The organism is Loktanella sp. DJP18, from assembly GCF_049310965.1.
Classification (GTDB): domain Bacteria; phylum Pseudomonadota; class Alphaproteobacteria; order Rhodobacterales; family Rhodobacteraceae; genus Loktanella.
Map to the genome: position 1 here is coordinate 1 of NZ_JBMERN010000018.1, position 14,376 is coordinate 14,376.

At 66.6% G+C, this 14,376-nt stretch carries 16 protein-coding genes and 1 tRNA gene; 8 read left to right on the plus strand and 9 right to left on the minus strand.

The window, feature by feature from the left end; all coding sequences use genetic code 11:
• Positions 1 to 49: 49 nt before the first annotated feature.
• From ACOI1H_RS07460 to ACOI1H_RS07475, 4 genes are all read right to left on the minus strand, one after another.
• A tRNA-Arg gene (locus tag ACOI1H_RS07460) sits at positions 50 to 126 on the minus strand.
• Positions 127 to 186: 60 nt separating this feature from the next.
• Positions 187 to 1,587, minus strand: a complete 1,401-nt coding sequence (locus ACOI1H_RS07465; protein ID WP_422436315.1) for a sensor histidine kinase — start codon at positions 1,585 to 1,587, stop codon at positions 187 to 189.
• A gap of 12 nt (positions 1,588 to 1,599) precedes the next feature.
• On the minus strand, positions 1,600 to 3,018 hold the full coding sequence (locus ACOI1H_RS07470) for a dihydrolipoyl dehydrogenase family protein (RefSeq protein WP_422436316.1): 1,419 nt from the start codon (positions 3,016 to 3,018) through the stop codon (positions 1,600 to 1,602).
• A gap of 2 nt (positions 3,019 to 3,020) precedes the next feature.
• On the minus strand, positions 3,021 to 3,773 hold the full coding sequence (locus ACOI1H_RS07475; protein WP_422436317.1) for a TVP38/TMEM64 family protein: 753 nt from the start codon (positions 3,771 to 3,773) through the stop codon (positions 3,021 to 3,023).
• A gap of 281 nt (positions 3,774 to 4,054) precedes the next feature.
• On the opposite strand from ACOI1H_RS07475, the gene rpmH reads away from it, so the two are divergent.
• From rpmH to yidD, 3 genes are read left to right on the plus strand one after another with little or no spacing between them, the layout of a single operon-like run.
• The gene (gene rpmH, locus ACOI1H_RS07480; RefSeq protein ID WP_422436319.1) at positions 4,055 to 4,189 is read left to right on the plus strand and encodes a 50S ribosomal protein L34; all 135 of its coding nucleotides are present in this window, start codon (positions 4,055 to 4,057) and stop codon (positions 4,187 to 4,189) included.
• Between the two features lie 23 nt (positions 4,190 to 4,212).
• The gene (rnpA, locus tag ACOI1H_RS07485; RefSeq protein WP_422436409.1) at positions 4,213 to 4,593 is read left to right on the plus strand and encodes a ribonuclease P protein component; all 381 of its coding nucleotides are present in this window, start codon (positions 4,213 to 4,215) and stop codon (positions 4,591 to 4,593) included.
• Positions 4,590 to 4,811 carry a membrane protein insertion efficiency factor YidD gene (gene yidD, locus ACOI1H_RS07490; protein WP_422436321.1) on the plus strand — a complete coding sequence of 74 codons (222 nt, stop codon included), beginning with the start codon at positions 4,590 to 4,592 and terminating at the stop codon, positions 4,809 to 4,811. Before rnpA ends, yidD begins: the two co-directional genes overlap by 4 nt.
• 73 nt (positions 4,812 to 4,884) lie before the next feature.
• Here the strand turns inward: yidD and ACOI1H_RS07495 are convergent, their stop codons facing one another.
• On the minus strand, positions 4,885 to 7,350 hold the full coding sequence (locus ACOI1H_RS07495; protein ID WP_422436322.1) for a heavy metal translocating P-type ATPase: 2,466 nt from the start codon (positions 7,348 to 7,350) through the stop codon (positions 4,885 to 4,887).
• 135 nt (positions 7,351 to 7,485) lie between these two features.
• On the opposite strand from ACOI1H_RS07495, the gene ACOI1H_RS07500 reads away from it, so the two are divergent.
• From ACOI1H_RS07500 to ACOI1H_RS07520, 5 genes are all read left to right on the plus strand, one after another.
• The gene (locus ACOI1H_RS07500; protein ID WP_422436324.1) at positions 7,486 to 7,683 is read left to right on the plus strand and encodes a heavy-metal-associated domain-containing protein; all 198 of its coding nucleotides are present in this window, start codon (positions 7,486 to 7,488) and stop codon (positions 7,681 to 7,683) included.
• A gap of 84 nt (positions 7,684 to 7,767) precedes the next feature.
• Positions 7,768 to 8,520, plus strand: coding sequence for an energy-coupling factor ABC transporter ATP-binding protein (locus ACOI1H_RS07505; RefSeq protein ID WP_422436325.1), 753 nt, complete (start codon positions 7,768 to 7,770; stop codon positions 8,518 to 8,520).
• Positions 8,495 to 9,097 carry an energy-coupling factor transporter transmembrane component T family protein gene (locus ACOI1H_RS07510; RefSeq protein ID WP_422436327.1) on the plus strand — a complete coding sequence of 201 codons (603 nt, stop codon included), beginning with the start codon at positions 8,495 to 8,497 and terminating at the stop codon, positions 9,095 to 9,097. The genes ACOI1H_RS07505 and ACOI1H_RS07510 overlap by 26 nt, the downstream gene beginning before the upstream one ends.
• 24 nt (positions 9,098 to 9,121) lie before the next feature.
• Complete coding sequence (locus ACOI1H_RS07515; RefSeq protein WP_422436328.1) at positions 9,122 to 9,667, plus strand: biotin transporter BioY; 546 nt, start codon at positions 9,122 to 9,124, stop codon at positions 9,665 to 9,667.
• Entirely contained in the window at positions 9,664 to 10,347 is a 684-nt protein-coding gene (locus ACOI1H_RS07520; protein ID WP_422436330.1) for a nitroreductase, read from the plus strand. Before ACOI1H_RS07515 ends, ACOI1H_RS07520 begins: the two co-directional genes overlap by 4 nt.
• On the opposite strand, the gene ACOI1H_RS07525 is transcribed toward ACOI1H_RS07520, so the two are convergent.
• From ACOI1H_RS07525 to ACOI1H_RS07540, 4 genes are all read right to left on the minus strand, one after another.
• Positions 10,344 to 11,438, minus strand: a complete 1,095-nt coding sequence (locus ACOI1H_RS07525) for an acetyl-CoA C-acyltransferase (RefSeq protein ID WP_422436332.1) — start codon at positions 11,436 to 11,438, stop codon at positions 10,344 to 10,346. The genes ACOI1H_RS07520 and ACOI1H_RS07525 overlap by 4 nt on opposite strands.
• Positions 11,435 to 12,553, minus strand: coding sequence for an ANL family adenylate-forming protein (locus tag ACOI1H_RS07530; RefSeq protein WP_422436333.1), 1,119 nt, complete (start codon positions 12,551 to 12,553; stop codon positions 11,435 to 11,437). The genes ACOI1H_RS07525 and ACOI1H_RS07530 overlap by 4 nt, the downstream gene beginning before the upstream one ends.
• A 67-nt stretch (positions 12,554 to 12,620) precedes the next feature.
• Positions 12,621 to 13,418 (minus strand): metallophosphoesterase family protein, encoded by a 798-nt coding sequence (locus ACOI1H_RS07535; protein ID WP_422436335.1) that lies wholly within the window; start codon positions 13,416 to 13,418, stop codon positions 12,621 to 12,623.
• A complete protein-coding gene (locus tag ACOI1H_RS07540) occupies positions 13,418 to 14,329 on the minus strand; it encodes a diacylglycerol/lipid kinase family protein (RefSeq protein ID WP_422436337.1) in 912 nt (303 codons plus the stop codon). Before ACOI1H_RS07540 ends, ACOI1H_RS07535 begins: the two co-directional genes overlap by 1 nt.
• Positions 14,330 to 14,376 lie beyond the last annotated feature (47 nt).

The following is a 14,376-nucleotide window of genomic DNA, read 5'->3' on the forward strand; positions in this document are numbered from 1 at the left end:
ACAAAACGTTGATTGTAAACCTAAATAAAAATTTCATAACGAAATTTAATGGCGGACTGGGGAGGATTCGAACCCCCGACCCCTTGATTCGTAGTCAAGTACTCTATCCAACTGAGCTACCAATCCGCGTGGGTTGGGATTTAGCGGGCGCGTCCGGGTGATGCAAGGGGCTAATCGCAGAAACTTTCAGGCTGCCGCGGGGGCAAGGGCGAAGTCGGCTTTGGGAAGGGCGACTTCGAATGCGGTGCCGTCGGTGCCGGTGCGCAGCAGCGTCAGTCGCCCGCCATGACCGCGTACCAGATCGCCGGATATCACCAGACCAAGCCCGGCCCCACCCTTGCGGGCACCACCCTGGAACGGCTGGAACAGGTGATCCCGCGCCTTTGGCGGCAGGCCCGGTCCGGTGTCGGACACGATGATCCGCCAAATCGTGTCGTCCTCTTCTCCGCGCAGGCAGATTTCGCCGGGCTCACCGGTGGCCATGATTGCCTGGCGCGCGTTGCGCACGAGGTTCGACAGCACGCGGTAGATCTGTTCGCCGTCCGCCCGCAATGTCATCGTGGCCGGAATGTCCTCGGCAAAGGACAGGGCGTAGTCGCCAGCGGCAAGGCGTTCGCTCTCCACGACCTCGTCCACGATCTGCGACAGGTTCACGCGGCTCAGGCGCGGGGCAGGCTCGTCCGCCCGACCGAAGGCCAGCGTGCTTTCGCACAGGTGGACGGCACGAGTGATGGACCCCACGAGCTTGGGGGCCATGCGTTTGACAAGCGGATCGTCCGATCCCTCGATCCGGTCCGTGAACAACTGCGCCGAGGTCAGGATGTTGCGCAGATCGTGGCTGACCTTGGCAACCGCCCCGCCCAGTTGGGCCAGCCGATCTTTCTGCCGCAGCGCCGACGTCAGCTGCGTCTGCATCATCTGCAAGGCATTCTCGGCGTCGCGCAGTTCGCGAACCCCGGCGCTTGGCTCGATGATGCGGCGCGCATCCTCGGGCGCATCGGCATAGCTTTGCATGTGACCGATGACGCTCTTGATCGGCCGCACGAGGAAGGCCTGCACGGCAAGAAACAGCAGGAACGCGGTGATGACAGAGATGATCGCGGACAGGGCCAGCACGTTCAGCCCGTATTCGATCATCGCGGCGCGCAGCGGCATCTGCATCATCGTGACCTCGATCAGCACGCCCGCCCCTTGCACGGGATTGCCGATCACACGGATGATGCGCGGTTGGGTATCCCACAGCGTCGCAAGCGCATCGCGGATCAGCCGGACGCCAGAGGGATCGCGCATGTCGTAGGTAGCGGCAATGGGCGAAGGGATGGGAGAGGACAGCGCCAGTTCGCGCATGTCGTCACGCCGCAGCACCACATTGAACACGCCCGCGTTCTTCAGGAGTTCCGCCTCGAGATCGGGTGCGATCATGTCGGTCGCCTCGACCGCGAGGGACGCGATCTGCGCCCGTTCCAGACGCGACAGCAGGTAATCCTCGCGGAACCGGGCGACGGAAGGAACGAAGATGAATACCTCGGCCAGCATCACGAAGACGATGGTCAGGATCAGGAACCGACCTGAGAGGGTATTCAGCATTCCGCCTCCGTGTTACGGGATCCAGCGCTGCACCAGACCCACGATCCGTTTTACCATATCACTTTCGAACAGCTTGGGGCTGAAATACGCCCCGGCGGCCCGTTTGTTCAATTCCATATAGGTCGGATAGGGCAGAACGGTATTGCTGATTGCCGTCATCTTCAGCCTGTTGGCAATCGCCATCGCCCACATCCCGATCAGTTCAGCCGCGAGATGTCCGACGATAGAGGCACCGACCGGCTTGCCGCCGACGACCATGACCTTGATCAGGCCCGTCGTGCGCAGTTCGGTGTTTGCGCGGTCGTTGTGCGCATATTCGGACCGCACGACCGTCAGCTTCTGGCCGTGTTTCTTGCGTGCCTGCGCCTCTGTCAGGCCGACATGCGCCAGTTCGGGGTCGGTGTAGGTCGCCCAGGGCAGGTGGTCGGTGCGCGCCTTGGCGGGCAGGGCGAACATCAGCGACCGGACAAGCTGGCCACCATGATAGCCCGCGACATGGGTGAATTGCAGGCCGCCGGCGACATCGCCCGCCGCATAGACGCGTTTGTTCGTGGTGGACCGCAGGCTGGCATCGACCTTCAGTCCCTTCCTGTCATGAGCCACGTTGCCTATTTCCAGACCGAGCCCGTCGACATTCGCCGCGCGTCCTACGGCCACCAGCAGATGAGAGCCGGTGAATTCGCCTTTTGGCGTGTAAACCGTGATCGCGCCGTCGCTTCCGCTGACGCGGCTGGCTTGTGCATCCTCGACAATCTCGACCCCCTCCGCGCGAAGCTTGTCCAAAACGATCGCCGCCAGTTCCGGGTCGTCCTTGCCCATGGCCTTGGCCCCTTCGATCACCGTGACCTTGCACCCCAGCCGCCGGTGCGCCTGCGCCATCTCCATGCCGATGGGGCCGCCGCCGATGACCAGCAGGTGGTCTGGCTTGTCGCGCAGATCGAAGATCGTCTCGTTTGTGTGGACGATCACGTCGTCCAGCCCGTCTATCGGCGGCACGAAGGGGCGCGACCCGGTCGCCACGACAAAGCGGCGGGCGGCGATGATGGTGTCACCGGCCTGCACCTCGGTCTCGGAAATGAACCGGGCATGGTCGCGGATCACGGTGCAGCCCAACGCCTCGAAGCGGTCCTGGCTGTCGACCGGGGCTATGGCATCGATGACGCGGTGGACGTGATCCTTGGCGGCGGAATAGTCGACCTGCGGGCGGACTTCTGCGACGCCGTAGGCCGGATTGTCGATTCCCGAATGGGCGTGCTTGGCCGATGCAATCAGCGCCTTGGACGGGATGCAGCCGTAGTTCAGGCAGTCGCCGCCCATCTTGTGACCTTCGATCAGAACGACGTTTGCGCCCATCTGGGCGGCCCCTGCCGCGATGGACAGGCCGGCAGAGCCTGCCCCGATGATGCAGAGGTCGGCTTTGATGCGTGTCATGGTCACAGGCCTTTCTTGCCGCGCAGGGCATTCAGGATCAGCGGCAGCGCCGCCAGAAGGGACAGCCCGAGGATCGGCAGCAGGATCGCGGGCTGAAAGATGATGCCGAGGTCCGGGGTCTCGCCACGGGCAAAGACCTCGCCGAGACCCGCCCCGACCGAGGTATAGACCACGGCCCCCGGCATGATGCCGAAGAAGGTCGAGACGGCAAAGCGGTAAAGCGGCACGCCGACCAGCGCGGGCACAAGGTTTGCCACGAAAAACGGCACGGCGGGGACGAGGCGGATCAGGAACAGCATCGACCACTGATTGCCCTCGTCGTCGATGCCGTCCTTGATTCGCTTTACCACGCCGTCGCTGGCATTCATCCGCTGCGCCAGCGTCTGCCCCAGCCCCCAGCGCGCGGCCAGAAACAGCAGGATCGCGCCGACAGTGGCTCCGGTGACATTGTAGATTGCACCGGGCAGGACCGGAAAGGCGTCGGGAAAGCTGCCGAACAGGAATCCGCCCGTCAGGGTGGCGATGGTCGACCCCGGGAGGCTGAAGGCGACGATGACCGCATAGGCCGCGATGAAACCCAGCACACACAGCACATAGTTCGCATCGCGAAAGGCCAGAAGCGATTCCCGGTTCTGGCGCAGCGCGTCGAATGACAGGTAATCGCGCAGCAGCCACGCCCCCAAAGCGGCCACCACGATGAGGCCGATCAGCGGCAGGCGGCGCAGAACGGAGTTGGCGGCAATAGGGTCTGACATGGCGGCTCTTTCTGCCGCAGGCGGCACTGGTCTGGCAACCTACATGGCGCAGCATGGCCCGGTCGCATAGCAGGTTCACGGGCCATTGATCGGATCGGTCCTGGATTTGGCCCGCGGGGTAAGAACTGTAACATTTCGCGTGACCGGAAAGTGTGGCCTGACACAAAACTTCCCCCGAACCGGCGTTGACACAACACCGTGCGCCACTTAAAGGGCAGGTCTGAATGAATGACGGGCCTCGAATCCATCCCGGGTTTGGCCCCCGAACCGGAGGACACGCGATGAAGCGCACGTTCCAACCCAGCAACCGCGTCCGCAAGAACCGTCACGGCTTCCGCGCCCGGATGGCGACCCCGTCGGGCCGCAAGATCATCAACGCCCGCCGCGCCAAGGGCCGGTCCAAGCTGAGCGCGTAAGCGCACCCTTGACGATGACCGACATGCCGCCGCCGGATGCGCCCGATCAGGGTGCCCCGGCGGTTTTGTCATGTCCGCAAGTCCTGACGAAGCGGCGTGATTTCATCGCGGCCAGTCATGGTCGGCGGCACGGCACACCCGGTATCCATCTGCAAGGCCTGCGCCGCGATGACGGCGATGACCTGATGCGCGTCGGTTATACCTGTTCCAAGAAGGTCGGCAACGCCGTCGCCCGCAACAGGGCCAAGCGGCGCCTGCGCGAGGTCGCCCGCCGCGTCCTGCCGCACCACGGCAAGCCCGGATGGGACTATGTCCTGGTCGGTCGGCCCGATTCGACAGCGTCACTCCCGTTCGAGCAGCTTCAGCGCGATCTGATCCATGCGCTGGCCAAGGTGCACGCGTGACGCCGTTGGCGCATGTGATCGCTCTGCCGGTCCGCGCCTACCGCTTGTTGCTGTCGCCCTGGGTCGGTCATGGGTGCCGCTTCCACCCGACCTGCTCGGCCTACGCGCTCGAGGCATTGCGCCGTCACGGTGGCATCCGAGGCACATGGTTGACGCTGCGCCGGATCGGCCGATGCCATCCCTGGGGTGGCTCTGGCATCGACAACGTCCCGGACTAGAGGCCGCACCGATGTGCGTCGCGGCCGGGGTTGGGCCGCGATCCCGCCATGTTGTCACAATGCCAGGCCCCGATCACCCCGGCGTGGCAAAGGACTTCAATCCCCGCAACCGCAGGGCATTCGTCAGCACGAAGACGCTGGACAGCGCCATGGCACCCGCAGCAAGCGCCGGCGACAGCAGCGTGCCGTTCAGCGGATAAAGCACACCAGCCGCGACGGGGATCAAGGCGACGTTGTAGCCAAAGGCCCAGAACAGGTTCTGGCGGATATTGCGCATTGTTGCCCGACTCACATGCAGCGCGTCCACGACCGCCCGCAGGTCGCCGGACATGAGGACCACGTCGGCGGTCTCGATCGCGACGTCGGTGCCGGTGCCGATGGCAAGGCCCACGTCGGCGCTTGCCAGCGCAGGCGCGTCATTGATCCCGTCACCGACAAAGGCGATCGGGCCATGCGCGGTGCGCAATCGGTCGAGCGCCGCGACCTTGCCGTCCGGCATGACCTCTGCCACGACGTCGTCGATCCCAAGGGTGTCCGCAATGGCCCGTGCGGTAACCGCGTTGTCGCCCGTGATCATCGCGACCGTCAATCCCATGTCCCGCAGGGCCGCGACGGCGGCGGGCGTGCCCGGCTTCACCGGGTCCGCGACGCCCAGCAGTCCCGCAAACCGTCCGTCGATGGCCACGTAAAGCGGCGATACGCCCCGCGCGGCGAGTCCGGCGGCGTTCGGTGCGGCGGTCATGTCCACACCCTCGCGCCGCATCAGCCGATCGGCACCGGCCAGCACCTTGCATCCTTCAACGGTGGCCGCGATGCCCAGACCCGTGATCGACACGAAGTCGGTGGCGGGCGGGATGTCGAGCCCCTTTTGAGCGGCACCGCGCCGGATCGCGCTGGCGACGGGATGCTCCGACGCGGACTCGGCCGCCGCCGCCAGCGCCAGCACCCGGTCAGGATGGAAGCCGTCGGCATAGATCGCATCCGTCAGTTCCGGTCGCCCGGCGGTCAGGGTGCCGGTCTTGTCCAGCGCCACGACCCGCACACCCTGAAGCGTTTGCAGCGCATCGCCGCGCCGGAACAGCACGCCGGCGTCGGCCGCGCGCCCGGTGCCGACCATGATCGAGGTCGGCGTTGCAAGGCCCATCGCACAGGGGCAAGCCACGATCAGAACCGAAACCCCGGCGACCAGCGCATGTGCCACGGTCGGCGCGGGCCCCAGGATCAGCCAGACGGCGATGGTCAGCGCGGCCAGTGCGATGACGGCCGGCACGAACCACAGGGTGATACGGTCCACCAGTCCCTGAATGGGCAGCCGGGCCGACTGCGCATCCTCAACCATCTGCACGATCCGGGCCAGAACGGTGTCGGCCCCGACTCGGGTGGTGCGAAAGACCAGCGCGCCTGTGCCGTTCACGGTGCCGCCCGTCACCGCCGCACCCTCTCGCTTGTCCACCGGCACGGGTTCGCCGGTGATCATGCTTTCGTCGACCCAGGACGCACCCGCGGTCACGATACCGTCCACGGCCAGCCGTTCGCCGGGGTGGACATGGACCAGATCTCCGACCGCAATCTGTGCCACATCTAGGCTCGCGACCTGCCCGTTTCGTTCAACTTGGGCGGTAGCGGGCCGCAATCCGACAAGGCGGGCGATAGCCGCCCCGGTGCGGCCCTTTGCGCGCGCCTCCAGCGTGCGGCCCAGCAGGATCAGCACGACGATCACGGCCGCCGCTTCGAAATAGACGACGCGACCCTGCGGCGGCAGAAGGCCCGGCGCAAAGGTCGCGACCGTCGAATATCCCCAGGCCGCAGCCGTGCCCAATGCCACGAGGCTGTTCATGTCGGGGACCGCGCGCAGCAGGGCAGGGATGCCCTTGGCAAAGAACGACCGGCCCGGCCAGGCCAGCACCAGCGTCGTCAGCACGAACTGCATGATCCAGGCCGTCTGCATCCCGATGGATGTGGCGATAAGGTGATGCCAGGCCGGAAAGACGTGGCCGCCCATCTCGGTCACGAAGATGGGCAGGGTCAGGACCGCGGCGATGATCATGCGCCGCCGCAGGTCGGTGGCCTCGGCGTCCTTGCGGGCGGCGAGGGCGGTGGTGGCGTCGCCACCCTGCGCCCCCTGCGCGATGGTCGCAGGGTAGCCCACAGCCGTGGCCGCCGCGATCAGGGCTGCATCGGTCACGGCACCGTCGATGTACTGGACCTGTGCCGTCTCTGCCGCAAGGTTCACGCTGACGGATGTCACGCCGGGCAAAGCCAGCAGGGCACCTTCGACGCGGCCTACGCAGGACGCGCAGGACATGTCCGCAATGGTCAGGACGGTGGTCGCGGTGCGGGTGGGATAGCCCGCCTGCGCCAGCACGTCTGCCAGACGTACCGGCCCGACGCTGCCGGTGATCCGCGCGGTCTCGGTCGCAAGGTTCACCTCGGCGTTTGTGACGCCCGGTTCTGCCGCCAGCGCACGTTGCACACGACCGACGCAGGACGCGCAGGACATCCCCGTGACGGGCAGGGTGATTGCTTGGGTATCAGACATCATGACCTCGGGTGGCGGGATACCTCACAGAAAGGGTCCCTGCAGGACGGGGTCAAGGATCGCGCCCGGCGATTTTACAGTTGACCCTGTCGGCAGACATGCGCCCATGAGCCTGACAAGGCAAGGAGGCCCGCCATGACGACCTATGGAGTTCCCGACATGAGTTGCGGTCACTGCAAGGCCACGATCGAACAGACCGTACTGGCGCAGGACCCCGGCGCGACGATGTCGTTCGACATGACCGCCCGCACCGTGACCGTGCGGACTGCCACAGATGAGGCGGCGCTGCTGCGATCCCTCCACCAGGCCGGCTATCCCGCGACCCCGGTCTAGCGTTCCCCGCGTCCCAGCGTCGTCCAAGACTTGAAACTGTGCCGTGGTCCGGCGATACCCCGGCGGGACAAGAAGGGGACGCGCATGACGCAGGGTGCGGCAAATGGCGGGCAGGGGATTGCGGATATCGCACTCTCCTCTGTCTGGCTGGCGCGGGGAGACCGCGATGTGCTCTGCGACGTGACCCTGTGCAGCGATGCGCGCCGGATCGGCATCGTCGGCCGCAACGGGTCCGGCAAGACGACACTGGCGCGGGTCATGGCAGGGCTGGTCCCGCCGGATCGCGGCACCCTGCGCCTGTGCGGCGTCGACGTGGTCCGCGACCGCAAGGCCGCACTGCGCACCGTTGGCATCCTGTTCCAGAATCCTGACCATCAGATCATCTTTCCCACCGTGCAGGAGGAGCTGACTTTCGGCCTGGCCCAGATGGGGCAACCGAAAGACGCCGCCGCCGCCCGCGTCGCCGCGATCCTGTCTGATTTCGGCAAGGCGCATTGGGCAGACGCCAATATCCACACGCTGAGCCACGGACAGAAGCAGCTTGTCTGCCTGATGGCCGTCGTCGCGATGGCCCCGCGCATCGTCGTTCTGGACGAACCGTTCTCGGGCCTCGACCTCGTGACGCGAATGCAACTTGGCCGCTATCTTGATCGGCTGGACGCCACCGTCGTGCATGTGTCCCATGATCCCGAGGTGTTGCGCGACTACGATCATGTCGTCTGGCTGGACGCGGGTCGCGTGCAGCAGCAGGGACCGGCCGATGCGGTTCTGGACGCCTATATCGCTCGAATGACGGCATTGGGGGCGGGCGATGATCTCTCTCACCTCGCCGGTTAGGACCCGCGCGCACGACTGGCCGGCGGGGGTGAAACTGGCGCTTTTGTGCGCTGCGACCGCCGTGTTGTTCGCGCGGAATGATCTGGCGTTCCACCTCGGCGCCTTTGCGTCAACGCTCGTGATCCTCGCGCTGCCGGGCCGGCGCTTTGCCGGTGTCGGGCTGCGCGCACTTTGGCGGTTGTGGCCCTTCGTCCTGTTGCTCGCTGGCTGGCACTTTGTCACGGGCACACCGCAGGCCGGCGCGGTGATTGTGCTGCGCCTGCTGACCGCTTTCGCGCTGGCGAACCTCGTCACCATGACGACCAGTCTGTCGCAGATGATCGCCGTGGTGATGCGGCTGACCGCACCGCTGGCGCGGTTGGGCGTCAACACCCGTCCATTGGCCCTTGGCATCGCACTCGTCGTGCGCTTTACACCCAGCCTGGCGGACAAGGGCGCGGCCTTGATCGAAAGCTGGCGCGCGCGGTCGCCGCGCCGGGCCAGCTGGCGGATCGTGATGCCATTCACGGTGCTTGCCATCGACGACGCAGAACACGTGGCCGAGGCGTTGCGCGCTCGCGGCGGCCTGAACCCTTGAGCTGAACCCCTGAAAGGGACACCGATGGAACGACACCTGACACTGATCGCCCTCTTTGCCGCGCTGATCGCCGCGCTGGGCCTGATCCCGCAACTGACGCTCGCCTTCGGCGTCCCGGTCACGGCGCAAAGCCTTGGTGTCATGCTTTGCGGCACCGTGCTGGGCGCCCGGCGCGGCGCGCTCGCGGTGCTGCTGTTTGTCCTGCTGGTGGCGTTGGGCTTGCCTCTGCTGGCCGGCGGTCGCGGCGGGCTTGCGGTCTTCGTCTCGCCGACGGCCGGGTTCGTCATCGGCTTTCCCTTCGCCGCCTTCGTCACCGGGCTGATCGTCGAAAACTTTCGCAACGGTCCGCTGGCGCTGGTTGCCTCCATTGCCGCGATCTTTGGCGGCATCGTCGTGCTTTATGCCTTCGGCGTCACCGGAATGGCCTGGGCGCTGCAGAAATCGCTGCCCGAGGCGGCCTTGCTCATCACCGCCTTCCTGCCAGGCGACGTGATCAAGGCCGTGCTGGCGGGCCTGATCACCGCCGCACTCGCCCGCGCGCGCCCCGACAGCGTGTTGTCGCGCGCATGACGCAGACCGGGGTGGAACAGCTTCTGGCCCAGCGGCGATCGGTCCGCGCCTATCTGCCCATGCCCGTTGCCGCCGCCGATGTGACGGCGATCCTGACTGCCGCCCGCCGCGCGCCCAGCGGGGCCAATCTGCAACCGGGCGGTTTTGTCGCACTGACCGGTGCCCCTTTCGCCGACCTGAAGGCGGCGCTGGCCGACGGCATCGCGCAGGACCGGCCCACCGTCAGCGAATACGACTACTTTCCAGATCCGATGCCCGCCCACCTGAAGGACCGGCAGCGTGCCGCGGGCTTCGGACTTTACGCCGCGCTGGGCATCGACCGGCGGGATACGGCGGGGCGGCGGGCGCAATTCGCCCGCAACTATGCCTTCTTCGATGCGCCGATCGGCATCGTCGTGACCATTGACCGGGCGATGGGCAAGGGCTGCTGGATGGACCTTGGCATGGCGCTGATGGCGCTGTTTCTCGCGGCCGAGGCGCGCGGGTTGGCGACCACCGGCATCGGTGCGTTGGCCCGATACGCGGACCTTGTACATGACGCGCTGGAGCTGCCGGACGACCAGATGGTCGTCTGCGGCATAGCACTGGGTCACGCGGACCTGGACGCCCCCGTCAACGCGTTCCGCACCGACCGGGCGGTCTTGGACTCCTATGCGACGTTGCGCGGCTTCAACACCTAGACCCGCAGCAACAACGCCGTGCCGATTCCGCCTGCCGCCGCGATGGCGGCCAGTCCGTTGCCGCCCCGGCTTTGTAACGTATGGAACAACCGCACCGCGTTGATCGCCCCCGATGCCCCGATGGGATGTCCCCGCGCCAGTGCGCCGCCGCCAATGTTCACGCGCGCGGGATCGAGGCCGATCCCCTGCACGCAGGCGATGGCCTGCACGGCGTAGGCTTCCATGATCTCGGCCACCGCAAGGTCATCGGCTGTCAGCTGCGCGTCCTGCAAGGCACGCCGCGCGGCGGCAATAGGGGCAAGGCCGGGGAGGTCAGGCTGACCGCCCAGGGTACGACCCCCGACGATCCGTGCCTGCGGGCGGGCCAGCCTCTTGGCGATGCGGGCCGACACGACAACGACGAAAGCGGCAGCATCGGCGGCGACGGCGGTATTGGCGGCGGTCACGTCACCGGCCAGCACGCGAGCACGCGCGCAGGTGCGCGCGGTCAGGACGCGGGTGAAGGCATCTTGCGTCAAGCCGGCGAGCGCGACGACCTCGGCCGCAGGCCCGGCAGTCCGCGTCTTGGCGTGGCTTTGAACCGCCCAGTCGTCCTGCGCTGCGCGCGTGATCCCAAGGGCGCGCGCCAGCCTGTCTGCCGCCTGCGCCATGGCGGGGTCGCGGTCCGGCCATGGGGTAAAGGCGGCCTGATCGTAGGCCTCGGGTGATCGCCCGTCCGGGAATGTCCGCAGGCGCAGTGGGCGGCGTGATGTGCTTTCGGTACCGCCTGCGATGACGACTTCTGCCCGCCCCGCGGCGATCAGTGTGTCGGCTAAAAGGATCGCGTCCAGTCCGCTGACGCACTGGCGGTCGATGGACAGGCCCGCGACCGCCTCCGGCAGGTCCGCCGCCAGCGCGCAAAGCCGTGCGGGGTTGCCACCGGCCCCAAGGGCATTGCCGACGATGACCTCATCCACCTGTGCCGCATCCAACCCCGCGTCAGACAGGCACGCAAGGATCACCGGGGTGGACAGCGCATGGAACGACAGGGCGACAAAGGCTCCGCCTGCCGGCGCGACAGCGGTGCGACGGGCGGCGACGATCACGCTCATGCAAGCCACTGCGCGACGGCGGTGATCGCGGCATAGTCGGGTTTGCCGGACGGCAGCATCGGCAGGACATCCATCAGGTGGATGCGGTGCGGTGCCGCGTGGGGGCCAAGGGCGGCGCGGCAGGCGCGCGCCAGATCCTCTGGCGCAGCGGCAACGGGACCGGCGATGCAGGCCACGAGCCGGTTGCCACGTAGGTCGTCCGGCAGGGCGATGACGGCCACGGTGGCACCGGGCACCATGTCGGCCAGGCAGACCTCTGCCGCTTCTGGAAATACGTTGTGATCGGCGACCGTGACCATGCGGCTGCGGCGCCCGAGGATGAAGAGGTTGCCAGCGTCATCGCACCGCCCCACCTCGCCCACCGATAGGAATCCGTCCGACCATCGCGTGTCTGCGCTGCTGCCGGCGGCATAACCCTCGAACAGGTAGGGGCTGCGCACCCAGATCAGACCGTCGTCGTCCAGTCGCAGGGTCACGCCGGGATAGGGCTTGCCCACCGATCCCGGCGGCGTGGCATCGTCGGTCCAGGTGACGAAGCTCGTCTCGGCGGCGCCATAGAACTGGGTCAGCCGCGCGGCAGGGCAGATCGTGCGCGCCGCAGCAGCAGCCGCAGGGGACAGCGTGCCGCCGCCGACAAGGATGTGCCGCACATCGGGCAGGATGCGGCCCGGCTTGCACAGCAGCGCCAGCTGCGTCGGGGTGATGTAAAGCGTTGCGTCGCCATGATCCGCGAGCGTGCTGGCCCAGTGCTGCGGCGGGGTCGTGGCCAGCGAGACGAGCGAGGCACCGTGATGTGCGCCCTCCAGCGCGCCATAGAGCGCCAGCGACGCACCGAAGCCCGAAAAGACCGCGACACAGTCCTGCGGGCCAAGCCCGAGGGCGACACTGTTCACCGCGAAACTGGCCTGCCAGGAACCGACGCTGCGGCGGATGACCTTGGGCCGGCCGGAGCTGCCGGAGGTTTCGCACAGCAGCCCTGACCCCTCATGCGTCGTGACCCCGTCCTGCCCGCAGCGCAGTCCCTTGCGGGACAGAACGGCATCGCGCAATGCCGCAAGGTCGCGGGACGCAAGGGCGATGCGGGCGCTGGTGTGCCAGTGAAACGTGGCGGGCATGATCTGCGGGTCCTGCAAGTGGTCTTGTCGGACAAACCGCATTTGGCGGGTCTGCGCAATCGCGGCGTCAGACCTGCTCCTGCCACCCCTGCTCCATCTCGCGATAGACGTGCCGGCTTTCCTGCGCAAAGGTCAGCGTTTCGGCGGTGGCGGTCATCCGCGTCGCCGTGACCTGATGGCCCGCGATGTCGATGACCGCGTATTCGTTCGGATCGCCCCGCAGCCGCGTCGACAGGCCGGTGCCGCAATGGACCTGCAACGTCATCGACCGGCTTTTCTGCGCGACGAAAGGCTCGACCGTCCAGGTATGCAGGTGGCCGGACAGTATTACGTGCGGGCCGCAGTTGGTCCAGTGTTTCAAGGCGCGGGCACCGCCCTTCATCACCTTCTTCTCGACCTCGGGGCGCTGGTGGAACGGGTGATGCGCCATGACGATCACCGTGCGGTCGCCGGCATCGGCGATGATCCGGCAGACCCGGTCGATCTGCCGATTGGTGATCAGGCCGCGCTGATGGCTCCATCGATGGGTCGTATCGACGCCGACGATGATCGCAGTCTCTGTTTCCACCATCGGTTCCGTCTCTGGCGCAATCCAGCGGCGATAGGCGGCACGGGGCCACAGGGCGCGGGCAATCGGATTGAACAGTGGGATGTCATGATTGCCCGGCACCGCGATCCACGGATGCCGCAGTCGTGCGACGAAATCGCGGGCGTCGCGGTACTGGCTGGCGCGGGCGCGCTGCACGAAATCGCCCGCAATCACCACAAGGTCCGGATCGGCCGCCGATATGCTGTCAAGCAGGGGCGGCACAAGGTCGGGCAGGGCGCGTCCGAAATGCAGGTCGGTCAAAAGCGCCAGCCGCATCAGGCCGGTGTCCCGTCATCCCGTGGTCCGCGCACCATGATGGCATTGCGGCGCGTGGTGAACCTGTAGGGGCCCTCCATGCGGGCGTTCTCTCCGTCGCGCGCCACGAGGCGACGTTTGTGCCGCGTTTCGATCGTGATCTCGTTGCCGATGTGCATGATGTAATCTTCATCGCGATGGATCGCGCCGACCAGGATCTTGGCCGACCGCCAGAGCAGGCGGAGGCGGTTGGAATCCGGCGCGAGGATCAGCGCCAGCTTGCCCTGTCGCACGGCATCGGCCCCGTCGAACTGATACTGTTCAAGCTGGTAGGCGCTGCTGGCCACGAAGGCCATCGGGGACCGCAAACGCATGGACTTTCCATCGACCGTGACGGTCATGTGCAGGGGTCGATACAGGGTCAGCATCGCCTTGATCACCGACCAGTAGGCCGCGATCCGGCTGCGGCCCCACCGCTTGTAGACGCCTTCGCGCACGTCCAGCACCGTGGCATAGGCCCCAAGACTGGCGTTATTCAGAAAGATGCGGCCATTGACATCGCCAAGGGTCATCGGGCGGGCTTCGCCGTCCAGCGCGATTTCAAACGCTTCTTCAGGGTCTTCGGGAATGCCCAGACCGCGTGCCACGAAGTTGAATGTCCCCATCGGCAGCACGCCCAGTGTGACGCCGGTATCGACGAGACAGGCGGTCACGCCGCCGATCGTGCCGTCGCCACCGGCGGCGACGATCGTCTCGTAGCCATCGGCCACCGTGTCCCGCACGATACGATCAAGATCGTCCGCCTTGTCGAGAACCTTGAGGTCCGCGCGAGGATCGTTGCGGATGCGGTCGATCAGGGCCGCGGTGTGTGCATCGTCTTTTTTCTTGCCTGAGGAGGGGTTCAGGATGACGCAGGTCTTTGGCTTCGCCATCGCAGGTCCCTTTGTGTCGTGACGGTCTGAAATGCACTGGACCGCCC

Coding starts and splice junctions, on each gene's coding strand:
- ACOI1H_RS07465 (WP_422436315.1), bottom strand. CDS start 1,587: ATGCTGAATACCCTCTCAGGTCGGTTCCTGATCCTGACCATCGTCTTC.
- ACOI1H_RS07470 (WP_422436316.1), bottom strand. CDS start 3,018: ATGACACGCATCAAAGCCGACCTCTGCATCATCGGGGCAGGCTCTGCC.
- ACOI1H_RS07475 (WP_422436317.1), bottom strand. CDS start 3,773: ATGTCAGACCCTATTGCCGCCAACTCCGTTCTGCGCCGCCTGCCGCTG.
- rpmH (WP_422436319.1), top strand. CDS start 4,055: ATGAAGCGCACGTTCCAACCCAGCAACCGCGTCCGCAAGAACCGTCAC.
- rnpA (WP_422436409.1), top strand. CDS start 4,213: ATGCCGCCGCCGGATGCGCCCGATCAGGGTGCCCCGGCGGTTTTGTCA.
- ACOI1H_RS07495 (WP_422436322.1), bottom strand. CDS start 7,350: ATGTCTGATACCCAAGCAATCACCCTGCCCGTCACGGGGATGTCCTGC.
- ACOI1H_RS07500 (WP_422436324.1), top strand. CDS start 7,486: ATGACGACCTATGGAGTTCCCGACATGAGTTGCGGTCACTGCAAGGCC.
- ACOI1H_RS07505 (WP_422436325.1), top strand. CDS start 7,768: ATGACGCAGGGTGCGGCAAATGGCGGGCAGGGGATTGCGGATATCGCA.
- ACOI1H_RS07510 (WP_422436327.1), top strand. CDS start 8,495: ATGATCTCTCTCACCTCGCCGGTTAGGACCCGCGCGCACGACTGGCCG.
- ACOI1H_RS07515 (WP_422436328.1), top strand. CDS start 9,122: ATGGAACGACACCTGACACTGATCGCCCTCTTTGCCGCGCTGATCGCC.
- ACOI1H_RS07520 (WP_422436330.1), top strand. CDS start 9,664: ATGACGCAGACCGGGGTGGAACAGCTTCTGGCCCAGCGGCGATCGGTC.
- ACOI1H_RS07525 (WP_422436332.1), bottom strand. CDS start 11,438: ATGAGCGTGATCGTCGCCGCCCGTCGCACCGCTGTCGCGCCGGCAGGC.
- ACOI1H_RS07530 (WP_422436333.1), bottom strand. CDS start 12,553: ATGCCCGCCACGTTTCACTGGCACACCAGCGCCCGCATCGCCCTTGCG.
- ACOI1H_RS07535 (WP_422436335.1), bottom strand. CDS start 13,418: ATGCGGCTGGCGCTTTTGACCGACCTGCATTTCGGACGCGCCCTGCCC.
- ACOI1H_RS07540 (WP_422436337.1), bottom strand. CDS start 14,329: ATGGCGAAGCCAAAGACCTGCGTCATCCTGAACCCCTCCTCAGGCAAG.